This is a genomic window from Candidatus Nomurabacteria bacterium (assembly GCA_020631905.1).
Classification (GTDB): Bacteria; Patescibacteriota; Saccharimonadia; order Saccharimonadales; family VXPC01; genus JACKGQ01.
Genome location: JACKGQ010000001.1, coordinates 406253 through 420761, shown reverse-complemented (window position 1 = coordinate 420761; position 14509 = coordinate 406253). Strand labels below are relative to the sequence as shown.

Here is a 14509-nt window from a genome sequence, read left to right as displayed (position 1 = left end):
TGATTTTTTTGTTAAACTAAAAGGAGCACTATGAGTAAGTACAGCGAATTAAAAATCGAACTCGAGTCAATCCAGTCCAGATTGCAAGACTCTAATATTTTTAGTTCGCCTGAATACCCTAAACTCGCAAAGCGCCAAAAAGAAATCGAAGACATTGTAGATCTGTTTGAGCAAAAGCAGACTGCCGAAAAACAATTAGTAGAAGCCGAGCAGATGTCCATCGGTAGCGATGAATTGGCCGAACTTGCCGCACATGAGGCCGAGGAATTAAAGCTCAAAATTCTCGAACTCAGCTCTAAGTTAGAAGAGTTATTGCTTCCTAGAGATCCGAACGACAGCAAAGATGTGATTGTTGAAGTCCGGGCTGGCGCCGGTGGTGATGAAGCTAGCTTGTTTGCTGGCGAACTGTACAGGACCTATGTGCGATATGCCGAAAAACGCTCCTGGAAACTTGAACTAATCAACGAAAGCCCAAGTGAAGTTGGTGGTTTCAAAGAGATTGTTTTTGCCGTACGCGGCACCGATGTTTATAAAAGCTTAAAGTTTGAAAGCGGTGTGCACCGCGTACAACGTGTGCCGTCTACCGAAAGCCAAGGTCGGATCCACACCAGCACCGTAACTGTGGCAGTTATGCCCGAAGTCGAAGAACAAGAACTAGAGATAAACCAGAACGACTTGCGGGTTGATGTCTACCGAAGCAGTGGTAATGGTGGCCAAAGCGTCAACACCACCGACTCGGCCGTGCGAATTACTCACATACCTACTGGTACGGTCGTAACCTGCCAAGACGAAAAAAGCCAGATCAAGAACCGTGAAAAAGCCATGGGTGTACTGCGTAGCCGACTGATGCAAGCTCAGATTGAGGAGCAGCAAGCAGCCCTAAGCGCCGAACGTCGTGGGCTAATTGGTAGTGGCGATCGCAGCGAGAAAATTCGCACCTACAACTTTCCGCAAGATAGGATTACTGACCACCGAGTTGGCTATAGTCGCAGCAATATTCCGGGGGCTTTGGCTGGTGATATCGATGATATTCATGATGCCCTGATTGCCAAAGAGACCGAACTGCTGCGTGCCGAAAACACCTAAACCCTAAATTTAACCTTTTCTGGCAAGCTTGACTGCGATTGATCCTACTGTTTGGAATGCTAGTCTGAGTGCGTTATCAAAATTTTTGGCAATAAATTCTTCGTGCTTGGTCGCTAGACGCCAATCGGGAAACCCGCGCAGCGGTGCAGATTCGACTATATCTGTATACTCGCTATCTCTTTGCCGAAGGAGATTTAGGGCTGCACCATCGTTTACCTCGAAGTAGCCAGCCTCTAGACACGCTTCTATAAACGCGTCAAATTCACTAATGTTGGCAAGATTAGGGAAAGCTTGCTGCAGTTTACGCTTTGTTGATCTAGGTAGTTCGAACGCTCGCTGTAGTACCTTGTAATTCAACTGTCCTTGAGTGTATCGAGCACTTAGTGCAGCATCGAACTTACTAAACTTTTCTAGAAAATAACTTACCAGACTCTGCTTACAGACTTGTTCTCCGGGGTTGGGTATGTTCATAATTCTTGGATCCGGCCTACCCTTCAAAACTTTTGGTCCAACTGAAGAAAGGACATTCTGAAGGTAAATTACAAACAAGGGATCGGCAAAATACGTATCGACCATTGCTTGTGTCCAGGAACCTGGGATCACTGTAGCTTCGACTTGGGCGTGGGTCTCGAGTGAAATTTGTGCGATTCCCTGCCTGATTTTATCGAGCACTCGAGATTCGGCTGTGTCATCGTATACTATTAGTGCGTCGACATCACTCCTTCGAGTGTGGCGATGCTCTGGCACCGAACCATGAACAAGAACCATCTCGACGCCATTATCTTCAGCCACAGGCTTAAGTTTTTGCAGCTCTCTGACCGCCTTGCTTAGGTCTTCGCCGAATGGCACTTGACCGGACCTGAATCGTTCTGGTGTGTAAATAACTCCCATAGACTCACAATTCTAATCTTAGAGATAGATATTTCAAAGCGTATCCATATTCGAATGATAAACTGTTGTTATGACTGTCGAAGACATGACGAGTATTTTGGTACAAGCTGGTATAGATACCGGTCGCTTAGACGTATTGGCAATTTTTGCACATGTCTTAGATGTCGATAAAAGCCTAGTTATAGCCGACATTACCAAGCCAACACCTCGGCAGGCTCAAAAAATCCAGAAACTGGTTGATGAGCGGGCAAAGCGAGCTCCACTGGCCTATCTTTTACACCACAAAGAGTTTTATGGGCGTGAGTATTATGTCGACAAACATGTCTTAATCCCTCGCCCAGAGAGCGAAGCTATGATCGAGCTAGCCTTAAAACTGCAATTACCAGACAGTTATCCTGTAGCCGATATTGGCTGCGGCTCGGGCGTACTCGGAATAACTTACGCACTTGAAGCCAACCCAGATTCAAACTCACGCCACTGGCTAACTTTATGTGACATCAGTCCTGAGGCTTTAATTGTTGCCAAGCTCAACGCACGTAGACACAAGATTCGCGCCCAGTACGCTGTGTCTAATCTTCTGGAAAGCAAGTACGCAGCTAGTCGTTGCGATGGTTTGGTTTTCGCCAACCTACCCTACGTCCCAGATAACCTGATTACTTCGGCCGAGATTACAAAAGAACCAGCCATAGCTTTGTTCAGCGGTAGAGATGGTTTGGATCATTACCGTCGTTTCTGGGAACAGATAACCGAACTCGATCAAAAACCTAAATATATTATTATTGAGTGTCTCGAGAAGCAGTTTTCCGAGCTAGACGCTTTGGCGGCGAAAGCCGGTTTTGCTTTGGTTTCGACCTTAGGTCTGGCGCGTTGTTTTTGTCGACATAGCTAGTCGCCAGTATTAATAGTAGCCAGTAGTGCAAGTTGTTGACTAGCGAGCTGAAAAATAATTGTTGAGTAGAACCCGCAACCAACATTACCGTTAGAGCTAACGCCAGAATATCTTGCTTCTTGGCAAGTTTGATCAGCCTACCAATAACGCCTATGGTCCAGGCAAAAAGCATACTCAAGCCTATCAAACCCAGTTCCAGCCAAGTTTCGAGATACATATTATTAACGGTATACCCCTTACCAGATCCGGTCGTGCCTAGCTGATCGGTCTTGTAGGCATCATAGCCGCTCAAGCCATGTCCGTAAAAAAACCAATTTCGATCGCGAGTTACCAGCTCCCAACCCTCTTTGGCGGTACTGACACGGCTTCCAGCAGAGCTTATCTGGCCAGATGCCTTTTGCGAAGTTTTAGGATTAACAGCATATTTACGCACTACCAGCTTGTTGTCTATTTCTTGGCCTAGCATATGTTGCAAGTAATTCTTTTGAAAATATGTCGGCCCAGTGTTGTAGTCACTCCTCACATAACCAGTTGCACCAACAACTATTAGTCCAAGAATTATCGCTGCGCTAGTTGCATAGGCAGTTTTGAGTAGATCTGTTGAACGGCTGAGCCATAGGTAGCTTAGAGTTCCAGTCAACATTGCTACTGCAGCACCCCGTGACATAGTAATTGTGACCCCAAAGACACAAACCATAAAGATTAGTCTCCAGTATTTCGGTCTAATTATCAGACTCGCAAACAGTGGCAAGATTAAGAAACTGGCCAGAAACTGTGGCTCTTCAAACAGACCCTGTGCCCGAGCGAATCCAAAAACATCGCCGGTATACTCTGGGCTCAGCCAAAGCCTGATTCCAAAGCTATCGAGCGCGATCTGCAGCACCCCAAGAGCAACCGAAAAGATGGCTGCCAGAAACAATCCATATATAAAACCGCGGACAAATTTCTTATTGAACATTCTAGATGCAGCTAAAACGACAATTGCAACCCAGAGCAAAAATAGTAGCCCACTGCGGGGACCGTTCCACTGGAACAGCATCTGCATGGCCAGAAAGAACAAGATCGGCAACACCGGCAAGATATGCTTATAGGCTGCCGTTTTTACAAATATCAGCCCTATTATTACTGCTGTAAGCACAAACGCTAACAGCCCAACACTGAGTTGTATGTTGCTAGTCCCGACCACAAATTCGTAAGATGGCCGAAACCCAAACGCCAACAGAAAGCTTACAACTACACCGAGCTTAGTCTCACTCGAGGTTTGTCGGAGCCGCCTCCAAAGTAACTTTGGTCTCAATTTCTTCATTATTGCGAATAATTATTAGACTTAGCTGATCGCCAACTTTATGCCTACCGATCATCACATTAAGTATATTATCTTGGTTTAGCTCCTGTCCATCGACTTTAATAATTATGTCTTGATCTTTTATACCAGCTTTGTCTGCAGGACTATCCTTAATTACCGCCGGAAAACCTTGTGTGCCACGTACCCAGGCACCTTGCTTGCTAGCTAAATCTTCCCGCGTGGCGGTTGCATCTGTGATTGTTTGGTATCGGACTCCAAGATAAGGAACTTCGAGCTTACCATTGGCGATAACTCCATCGATTACCCCTTTTACGTCACTGATTGCAATAGCAAACCCAATGTTGTCGGCATCAGCCCGGGCTGTGTTTATGCCAATCACTTCACCATCAAGGTTAAGTAAAGGCCCACCTGAATTTCCAGGATTAATCGCCGCATCTGTCTGGAGGAGATTGGTTAGAGCTTCACCACTCAAACCATCGCTGGCTACAATTGGCCGACTCCGCCCCGAGATAATACCTGTAGTGACGCTATTTTGAAACTCGCCCAAGGCATTGCCGATTGCGATTACGCTATCACCAACCCTAACTGAGTCAGAATCACCAAACTTGGCTGGTTTTAGGTCTTTTACATCGTTTATCTTCAGAAAGGCTAAGTCGACTCCGCCTCGTGGATCGCGACCTATCACCTCGACATCGTTATACTCTGTACCATCTTCTAAAGTTATCTGGATGGCTGTTGTTCCTTCTGGAACTACATGTCGATTAGTCAATACGTAGCCATTATCCGAGATAATTACCCCCGTGCCAGAACCTTGCTCATCGTAGCTTCCAAAGAAAGAGTTTGTAGTCGTGGTTGAAGTAATCGAGACCACACTCGGTCCGACAGTCTGGGCGATGTTAGCTATTAGATCGCTCTGGCTATCAATAACCAGCTTAGACTCTTGGTTTGCTTGTTCGGACTGGCCAAGCTCATTACTCAACTCAGACCCAGCATAGCCCCCAACTAGACCTGCTAGCAAACTAATAACTATCACCATTCCGGTACTTAGTTTTTTCATTTAGAAACTTGTGTCTCTCCAATTATGTAGCACGATAACGACTAGCATCATTAGACCTGAGGTTATTAGAGTTTGCTTAATTGCGGCTGAATTTGGCGATTCTTTTCTCGACATATAATATGCCAAAGATAGTCCGATTAAGGCGATTGAAGTCACTAAGACTAATTGGTTAACAAACCAGTACCAAGCCTGCCAATGCCAGAGTATCCAGGCCATCTCGGTAGCTGTTAGTGCCCATACATGTGCCAAAACCGGGGCGTGATCCTCCTTAAAGGCGCCAAGGATATGCCTCGAGCAAAAATAGGCTATAAGCCAAACACCAGCAAGCATCACTCCAAACTCCATGGTGCTAAAACTCCAGAGTAAAGCAGATAACGATATCGCATAAGCAGTCAGTCCTTGCAACATGATCCCGCCTCGATTTGAAAGCTTCTTAATATATAAGACCCATGCTAAATAGAAGCCTAGCCAGGCCAGCTGATACTTCAGGCTAGAGATGCTCATAAACTTGGCCATCGACAAGCCTATTAAGATGTCAGTCATATTGGCTCGAATATTGGCTGCCCAAAAGCGTGACTTAACTGCTAAAATCCGCCATTTATATATGAATATCGATGCATAGGCAACCGCCGTTAGACCACTCAGCACCCAGCCGAATACAATTAGTGGCAGTAAGGCTCGACTAAGCTCGTGTAGAAAATTCGAGAAACCTTTGCGAAAGCTAAATGCTCTTTTCATTTGCGCCCAATATTATCACAAAATCACTCTGATAGGCTTCGAGGCCAGGTTTGGGTGACTTATCGACTGCAGTTACGCCAAACCGCTTTTCTAGATATGAACGTGTATATGGTTTTTGGTCATTAGTGTTGTCGATAATTATTGTATCTAGGTAATCGCTGGTTGGGGCATCGGCTGTTTGGGTAACATTGTACCCATATGATTGAAGCATTTTAGTGGCCGTCGATGCCTTGCCGACATATCCGGAACCGTTCAGTACGGTGATTGTAGCTGCCTCTTTAGTGATAAAGCCGTCAACTAAATTTGACCGAACATATTCTTGAATCTGGCTAAAGTCGTTCGGTCCAGCAAGTGGCAAGACAACCGATTGATCACCTACATATCCAGTAGTTACAAGTAAGGTGTCGTCGACAAAACTTAGTGACTTTATGTCTGCTGGCTGAACATCTTTGACAATATTATATACGGCCAGTAACTCATCGACAGATAAGCTACTGTGTACATTCTTGCCTATGCTATCTAATAAACCTGATATTTTTAGAGGATTTGCAAAAGTACCTGCCGACAATATTTTATCTTTCAACGCTAACAGAACTTCTCTTTGTCTTTGGGCACGATCAAAATCACCTCGAGGACTAGTATAGCGCGACCTAACATAGAATAAGACTTCTGGTCCGGTAAACTTATGTGGTCCAGGCTGAATATCTAGCAAGTACGTCGGCAAGAAATTAGTGTCGTAGACTCTTGATTTTACATCTACCGTAACTCCACCCACTGCATCGACAGCATCTTCGAAGGCAAGAAAATCGATCATAATATAGTAATGTATCGGTACCCCAATATATGTCTCGATCGTTTCCTCGAGTGTTTTTATGCCGGCGGCTTCAGCTTGATCATCATTTAATCCCTGATCGTAAGCTTTCTGTTTACCAGATACGTAAGCGGCATTAATTTTCATAGACCAAAATCCCGGTACATTTACATATAGATCGCGAGGTATGCTTAGTAGGGCAGCTTTTTTGTTGAATGGGTCGATACTCGCGATAATCATTGAATCTGTCAGCTCACCACCTGGATGTGTTTCACCGCCCTTTCCAAGTAGCATAATGTTTATCCGGCCATCACCTTCGCCTTTGAGTAAGCTTGGGTCGATATTTTGGTTTAATGCCAAAGAACCATCACCGTTTCCTTTAAAAACTGTGCGGACAGTGCTTAAGCCTTTGTAGGTTAGATACCCCGCTGTTGATAAAACTATGACTGTCGATGCCAGTGCTAGTCGTTTAAAAAGCTTGCCAAAACGTCGGCGTTTTTTATGTTTTTTCCGAGGTGCCTCATCTATGCCTTCTAAATCAATCATTGTCTTACCTTGCTGAAACGCTACAGATAGTCCTGGAAAACTTGCTTCTTGCTGTTCATCTGTCCTATGTTGTTTCTTTTGCTCATCATCTACCTTGCCAGACAAATCCAAATTTGACTGACGATTATTGTACTTAAAGCCTTCCGTATACTTATTCCCAGATCGCGCAAAACCATCCAAACTTCGTTGGGCATTGTCGGCTTCTGTAGTACTGTGCTTTCTGTATTTAAACACCAATACATTTTAACACGCCATTTTATATAAGCTTACACAAAATAAGCTTTGGCTCTGGACAGCAAAGCGATACAATATGAACCCATGGATGAAGAAAATAAACCGGTTCAGAACTTACCAGAACAGACGCCTACTACATCGAATGAATGGAGCCTGAAGGGCTTCTATCGGCAACATAAAAGTCTATTATCATCTCTAATGCTGTTTGGTGCCGCTTTCTTGACGGCACTAATGATTAATGCATTCGTGTTTCAACCTTACGAAGTCGAAGGCAGTAGCATGGAACCAACTCTCCACAATGCCGACAGGCTTATAGTTAGTAAAACAGGCAAAACCTGGAGTCGTATTACCCAAACCGACTATATTCCAAGTCGTGGCGATATAGTTATCTTTAACAGCGATAAACTTGGGAAACAGCTCATAAAACGAGTCGTCGGTATACCTGGTGACCGAGTTGTTGTTAGCCAAGGTACAGTTACCGTTTATAATCAGGAAAATCCCGATGGTTTTAACCCAGACAAACTGGAAAATTTAGATCTCTACAAATACACCGAAGGCAATGTAGATCAAGTGGTCGAAGCAGGCACGATTTATGTTATTGGCGACAATCGATTACCGAGTGCCTCGCTAGATTCTCGAGTGTTTGGCCTAGTGAGCTCAAAAGATATTGTCGGGGTTTTAAGTTTGCGCATGTACCCTTTTGATCAAATCGATCGCTTCTAATACTCAACTCACGGTCCGTTTGTTTCCTGTTGGCTGAGTTGTGATTTAATTCGACTTAGCTCATCATCATTTTTGTATTCAATTTTTATATATCCGCCCTTAGCTGTAGGCTGGATCACTACTTGGCTATTCAACTTCTTAGTAAGGCTGGCAGTCCATTCATCTTCAAGGTAGTTTGTATGGCGTTGAGCAACTTTTTTATTCTCTATTTTTGCCGAAGCTTTGACCTCGACTACGTACTGTTCGGCACGTCTTACAGACCATCCGTGTTCGATAATGTTCTTGAATAATATCATTTGCTCAGATGTATCCTGAAGCGCAAGCAGACTACGGGCATGGCCTTCGCTAATCTGCTTTTTTGCAAGAGCATTCTGAATTTCTTCTGGCAGTTTAAGTAAGCGTACAGTATTCGCAACAGATGCGTATGCCCTACCGAGACTTTTAGCTACCTGCTCGTATGTCTGTCCGAAGTCATCGTGTAAACGCTTTATGGAAACCGCTTGTTCGAGTGGGCTCAGATCTTGGCGTTGCATATTTTCAATTAGAGCCACTTGGAGTGTTTGCAGGTCATCGAGTGTTCTGACTATACATGGTACCCGACTGAGGCCAGCTTGAGTTGCGGCTCTTAGGCGACGTTCGCCAGCAATAACCTGGTAACCGCTGCTTGTTTTACTTACTAATAGTGGTTGTAATACTCCGTGTTCGGCGATTGATTGAGCTAGTTCAGACAATTCAAATTCAGATATTGTACGACGTGGCTGTTCTGGGTTTGGGACTATAGAAGTCACTTCAATTTCTTGAACTACGACACCCGGCACAAGTCGGTTGATATTTATATCGTTAGGTAAAATCGCATCAATTCCCTTGCCTAATCCCCTAGCCATGTTGCGTAACCTCCTTAGCCAACAGTTTATAGGCTTTGGCGCCTTTTGACCACTTATCGTACTGATAAATCGGTAATCCGTAACTTGGTGCTTCGGCTAGACGAACATTCCGTGGGATAACAGTCTGCATTACGAGATCGGCAAAATGATTTTGGAGTTGCTGCTTAACATCCGTCGAAAGACTTGTTCGTTTATCAAACATAGTCAACAACAACCCCATTACTCTCAGATTGGGATTGGCTGTTTCTTGGACACGTTGAATAAGCTGTAAAAGTTGACCCAACCCCTCGAGCGCATAATACTCCGCTTGAACTGGAATTATTACTTGATCACTCGCCGTCAAAGCATTAATCGAAAATAATCCCATCGAAGGTGGACAATCAATTACAATATAGTCGTAGCTTGCGCCTTTTAGTACATTACTCAAGATATGTTCACGGTGTTCGTGGTTAACTAGCTGCAGATCTAGTCCGGCTAGCGAACCATCTGAAGGCACTAGATCAAAACCTAAATTTACAAGTTTTTGAGCAACTCCAGCTAGCTCCGCCTCACCACTAAGTAAACTATCGACTCCAAAAGAATTTTCGGCTATACCAATACCAAGCCCACTCGTAGCATTACCTTGTGGGTCTAAATCTACAAGTAGTACTTTTTTGCCATTTCGGGCTAGTTCTGCGGAGAGGTTGATAGACGTAGTCGTTTTGCCTACTCCCCCTTTTTGGTTAATCACAGAAATAACCATACTAACCTATAACCCTCATACTTATCACCGAGGTATTATACAGTTAAACAAAAATTTTTTTTAGTTTTTAATCAATATCATACGAGAAAATTAATATCGATAGCCCTAAAGCTATGGGTCATCAAGAGTTTTTTGATAGATAACTGCGAGCTGAATGTATCGATAGACGCGGCTTATGATTCCGCTTAGCCAGTTGCTACTATAGTTGATGCTAGCAGATGTAGAAATGTATTTTACGACGTTCTTTTGGGTTAATCCTGCACCAATATATAATATGTTCTTGGTAAGATTATTTAGGTTTGTTACTGGTGTGGTAAAGGTAAAGTTTTTCATGATTAATTTGTGTTATTCGCCTCTTCAAGGGTGATACGAATCCGGTTAATGGTCATGTTAGCTGCACTACTTGTAGCTGTATCTGCACACAGAGTGTAATAGACAGTCGAAGTAGTAGATGGTGAGTCAAGGAAGATCATGGTATTAGATGCTTGCTCGTTGTTGTTGGTAGTGAAGGTACTGAGTATGGTGCCGACTGGTGTGCCACTGCCACATGTAGGCGGAGAACCAATGCCCCGCTCGACCCTCGCCACAATTGATCTATCTGCCGTACTGCCTGTTTCCTGAGTTTCAAAACTAACACTACCTGTGATTGACTTAGCTGTTGAACTTGGTGTTAGGTTTGCAAAAGAATTATTATTCTCTGCCGCTGTATCCCAATAGTCGGTCGTGTTATTATCTGCGGCGGCGTCTGAAGTAGTATCGACAAAACTTCGAACTTGCCTTGTGCCAATGCAATCTTTCCAGGAGCCGCCTTCGTAACAACGGAACTTATCTAAGCTAGAGTTATAGTACATTGCTCCTGCATAGCCACTTGGGTCCGTACCTGAATTGTAGCTATCTAGAACAAACAGTATCGAAGTTGCATCGGTTGTACTTGATCCAATATTTATTATTCCTCCAGAAGTATCAACTCCTAGATACTGAGTGCCACCAGCATTATTAACTGATAATGCCGCTGTATCGGTAAGCATAATACTAACTGCACCAGAGTTTGCAATCGTAAAGACCCCCGTACCACTGCGCTGAAGTTCAAGTATATTACCACTAGCCCCTGTTTTATTAATATATATCGATCTATCTGTACTAGAGTCTACCTGTGCACTACTTTGGCCAAACAGCACAAAACCACATGCCGCAGTACCACTAATACACAGCGTGCCACTTGCATCTGGTAGAACAATGCTTCTTGAGGAACTTGCCAAAGTCGAGAATGTCGAAAGCCCTAGTACTATACCGCCACTATTATATGTGTTTGTGCCACTAAACGACTGTGTGCCGTCTAGTCTGGCAATATTGGTTGTAAGCAAAGAATCGACGATTAAGCCCGAGCCATCCAACTGTACTAGTTGGTTTGTGCCATTAAACGTATTGCCAAGAAGAGTTACATTTGCACTAAGTCTAGCATCGTCGATTGTTCCGCTTGTTATCTCGTTACCATTTAGATCTGTCAATCCAGACCCGTCACCACTAAAGCTACTGGCTGTTATACCACCTTCTACATTTAGTCCAGCCACATATGTGCCGTCGCTATTCTGGATGGATAGGGTTGTATCGGCGGTATTGTCGGACAAATCTATTGTGGTAGTACCAGCGGCAATTCGACGTAGGGTTGGGTCAGATAGAATAAGCACGTCGCTAGCTGAGTCTAGAGTTAGGTCTCCCGCTCCGCCACTCTGTAAAGTTAATGCACTAGAGCCACTCAAGCTAGTTAGACCAGAAACTGCGCCAGCGTTGGTTAGGCCTGTAGTGTTAAGGTCGAGACCACCGGAGGAGATGGTTACGGAGCCAAGGAAAGTCGTATCTCCGGAAGAAGTAATTGTTACTCGAGTAGTCCCATCTGTGATGACACTTAAGCCATTTGTGTCTGTCGTACCTAATACTCCCGCGCTTCCGAAAGAGTTACCACCTTGATCGAAAGAAATACCCGAACCGCCTGTAGGTGTTGTGGTTAGCTCTGCTATTGTCCACGAGCTACCGGCGACAGCGTATTGCGCACCGGACGATCCGGCCTGAGAACACAGAACTTCATAATACTCGTTTGCAGCAGTAGTCTGGATATATACTGACGAGCTGTTTGTAGTGTAGGCGTCGGTAGTATTGCGAGCATAAGAATAAGAGCCACTAGGCGTATTATATGTGGAGCCGTTCATCCTAACTTGACAGAAAGTTGTGTTTCGATTTGCAGACTGGTTTGCTCCACTAATGTTATAGCTTATTTTGTACCATCCCGGGTCGTCTAGATAGATGCGGGTATTGTTGGTCACGTTGCTGTGTGTAAATCCGGTGTCTTTCTTGGTTTCACTATCCCAAGGCACTGCAGTAGGTGTTCCAGTATTTAAATCTGTTCCACCAGTAGTGTCATAGGCTTGAATAAATGCTACAGATAATGGCCCAGAACCTCCACCTGAGGTTAATGATACCCAGCTAGATCCGTCGTAGAGTTCTAGATCAACCCCATTCCATCTGATAGTACCCGCGACTGCCGACCCACCACCACCAATCACTAAGCCACCATTAAATGTTTGCTCTGCTGTAAATGTTTGTGTCCCGTTGAGGAGTGCGACATTTGAAGTTAATAAGCTGTCTGATACAGTTCCACTTGATAAGCTTGACGCATTCAAATTTATTAATGCCGATCCATCTAGTCCGGGTAAGACGCCAGTCAGATTAGCTGCACTCAGGTTCGTAAGTGCGGATCCGTCCAGTCCTGGTAGGTTGCCCGAGCCATCCAACTGTACTAGTTGGTTTGTGCCATTAAACGTATTGCCAAGAAGAGTTACATTTGCACTAAGTCTAGCATCGTCGATTGTTCCGCTTGTTATCTCGTTACCATTTAGATCTGTCAATCCAGACCCGTCACCACTAAAGCTACTGGCTGTTATACCACCTTCTACATTTAGTCCAGCCACATATGTGCCGTCGCTATTCTGGATGGATAGGGTTGTATCGGCGGTATTGTCGGACAAATCTATTGTGGTAGTACCAGCGGCAATTCGACGTAGGGTTGGGTCAGATAGAATAAGCACGTCGCTAGCTGAGTCTAGAGTTAGGTCTCCCGCTCCGCCACTCTGTAAAGTTAATGCACTAGAGCCGCTCAAGCTAGTTAGACCAGAAACTGCGCCAGCGTTGGTTAGGCCTGTAGTGTTAAGGTCGAGACCACCGGAGGAGATGGTTAAGCCATTGCTAGCAGTTAGCCCATTGTAGAACGTGGTATCTCCAGTTGCAGATATCGACAATCTTGTCGCCCCATCCGTAATGATGTTTAAGCCATCACCAGTCCCTGCGCTCGTACCTAAACTTGCCAGGCCTCCGAAATCATTCCCACCGTTCTGGAAATAACTACTAGTAGCTGAGTTGTTGTATTCTACGGTCCAGTAAACTGTGAAGTCATCTGTTGTTGGAGCAAGACCAACGGTATCGACTGCTATGCCAATAGTGTCACCGGCGTTAAATGTTACCGTGCCCCCATCTATAAGCTCAGATCTCTGGCGGTTGTTGGATGTACTCATCTGGCAGACTCCAGAGCCAGTAGATACACCATTTACCCGCCAGCGTATCGTAAAGGTGCCGCCGGTTACGTTAGCATTGTTTTTAACCAAACATGCTCGAAAACTACCGTCTGCTGGAGCTGTGAATCCTGTCACACCAGCTGTGTTCGATACAGCTGTCGCCGAAGTGAAGATCAATGTCTCGACAGCCAAACCAGTGGTATTAGCCGGAGCATTTTTTAACCCGGCAGTATAGGTTACAGAGGTTCCGGTGGAGCCACCTCCTCCACTTCCCGTAGTTAACGAAACCCAACCAGCGCCGCTATATACTTCTAGATCGGCGCCCGTCCATCGAATGGTTCCAGCAATCGTAGACGTACTGTTGCCAACTTTTAGTCCACCACCAATAGTCGTTTCGCCATTTTTGCTGACGGTAAATACATCCGACCCATCCCCTTGTAACTGCAGTAGCCCACCAAGGCCGGTTTGGTTTATTCTGAGCGCGCTGACTGCATCGCCAATCGATTGAATAGTGCTAGGTGCTAGTTGCACTAATTCGTCACCAGTCAGAGCCCCAACACTGCTTTGCACTGAGCCGGCCGAGAAAGCATATGGTACTGCTGTTAGTTTTAGTCTTGGCGACATTTCGCCGTCCCAGCTAGCTGCCCCGCCATTACCGCCGACATTCACACTCAGCCAAAGCTCTTGCGACCAGTCAATTGTGCCCGGGAAAGCAGTTAACGACCCTAGCTGAGTCGTTAAGTAGCCATTCTTGACTGTAATCAAGTTTCCGGTGGTGTAGGTCTCTGTCCAAAGAAGTGAGCCTCCAGATACAGCATCATAAAGCTTGAATTCTACATGATAATTTCCATCTGGGATTAATACACCAGTGTTACTTTGCAGTCGAGCTTGGAAATTTAGTTCAGCACTTGTGGCGGCTGAGGCCGATCGGGTTAACACTAGCAGAACAACGCCAAACAACAGCGTGCCAAGAGCTATGATTACCATAACCCTCAACCGTGCGTAGGTGCGATCTACGAGAGAAGTTAGCATATTG

The 14509-nt window shown here is 45.0% G+C and carries 12 protein-coding genes; 3 read left to right on the top strand and 9 right to left on the bottom strand.

The window, feature by feature from the left end; genetic code table 11:
• Nucleotides 1-30 precede the first annotated feature (30 nt).
• Nucleotides 31-1086, top strand: a complete 1056-nt coding sequence (gene prfA, locus H6798_02190) for a peptide chain release factor 1 (GenBank protein MCB9821322.1) — start codon at nucleotides 31-33, stop codon at nucleotides 1084-1086.
• Between the two features lie 9 nt (nucleotides 1087-1095).
• Here prfA and H6798_02185 read toward each other — a convergent pair whose 3' ends face one another.
• Nucleotides 1096-1977: a hypothetical protein gene (locus H6798_02185; protein MCB9821321.1), complete on the bottom strand. Its 882-nt coding sequence runs from the start codon at nucleotides 1975-1977 to the stop codon at nucleotides 1096-1098.
• A 70-nt stretch (nucleotides 1978-2047) separates the two neighbouring features.
• Here H6798_02185 and H6798_02180 point away from each other — a divergent pair, with 70 nt between their 5' ends.
• Complete coding sequence (locus H6798_02180) at nucleotides 2048-2866, top strand: peptide chain release factor N(5)-glutamine methyltransferase (GenBank protein ID MCB9821320.1); 819 nt, start codon at nucleotides 2048-2050, stop codon at nucleotides 2864-2866.
• Here H6798_02180 and H6798_02175 read toward each other — a convergent pair.
• Genes H6798_02175 through H6798_02160 form a run of 4 tightly spaced genes read right to left on the bottom strand, consistent with a single transcriptional unit; the run spans nucleotide 2754 to nucleotide 7558 of the window.
• Nucleotides 2754-4172 carry an O-antigen ligase family protein gene (locus H6798_02175; GenBank protein MCB9821319.1) on the bottom strand — a complete coding sequence of 473 codons (1419 nt, stop codon included), beginning with the start codon at nucleotides 4170-4172 and terminating at the stop codon, nucleotides 2754-2756. The two genes, H6798_02180 and H6798_02175, sit on opposite strands and share 113 nt — an antisense overlap.
• A complete protein-coding gene (locus tag H6798_02170) occupies nucleotides 4117-5229 on the bottom strand; it encodes a trypsin-like peptidase domain-containing protein (GenBank protein ID MCB9821318.1) in 1113 nt (370 codons plus the stop codon). Before H6798_02170 ends, H6798_02175 begins: the two co-directional genes overlap by 56 nt.
• Nucleotides 5230-5967, bottom strand: coding sequence for a hypothetical protein (locus H6798_02165; GenBank protein ID MCB9821317.1), 738 nt, complete (start codon nucleotides 5965-5967; stop codon nucleotides 5230-5232). It lies immediately after the preceding gene.
• Complete coding sequence (locus H6798_02160) at nucleotides 5951-7558, bottom strand: LCP family protein (GenBank protein MCB9821316.1); 1608 nt, start codon at nucleotides 7556-7558, stop codon at nucleotides 5951-5953. The genes H6798_02165 and H6798_02160 overlap by 17 nt, the downstream gene beginning before the upstream one ends.
• An 84-nt stretch (nucleotides 7559-7642) precedes the next feature.
• Here H6798_02160 and lepB point away from each other — a divergent pair, with 84 nt between their 5' ends.
• Complete coding sequence (gene lepB, locus H6798_02155) at nucleotides 7643-8281, top strand: signal peptidase I (GenBank protein MCB9821315.1); 639 nt, start codon at nucleotides 7643-7645, stop codon at nucleotides 8279-8281.
• Between the two features lie 8 nt (nucleotides 8282-8289).
• Here lepB and H6798_02150 read toward each other — a convergent pair whose 3' ends face one another.
• The 4 genes from H6798_02150 to H6798_02135 all read right to left on the bottom strand — a co-directional run bounded on the left by H6798_02150 (nucleotide 8290) and on the right by H6798_02135 (nucleotide 14460).
• Nucleotides 8290-9165, bottom strand: a complete 876-nt coding sequence (locus tag H6798_02150; GenBank protein ID MCB9821314.1) for a ParB/RepB/Spo0J family partition protein — start codon at nucleotides 9163-9165, stop codon at nucleotides 8290-8292.
• Complete coding sequence (locus H6798_02145; GenBank protein ID MCB9821313.1) at nucleotides 9158-9907, bottom strand: ParA family protein; 750 nt, start codon at nucleotides 9905-9907, stop codon at nucleotides 9158-9160. Before H6798_02145 ends, H6798_02150 begins: the two co-directional genes overlap by 8 nt.
• Nucleotides 9908-10018: 111 nt before the next feature.
• Nucleotides 10019-10240: a hypothetical protein gene (locus tag H6798_02140; GenBank protein MCB9821312.1), complete on the bottom strand. Its 222-nt coding sequence runs from the start codon at nucleotides 10238-10240 to the stop codon at nucleotides 10019-10021.
• Between the two features lie 2 nt (nucleotides 10241-10242).
• Entirely contained in the window at nucleotides 10243-14460 is a 4218-nt protein-coding gene (locus H6798_02135; protein ID MCB9821311.1) for a hypothetical protein, read from the bottom strand.
• Between the last annotated feature and the right edge of the window lie 49 nt (nucleotides 14461-14509).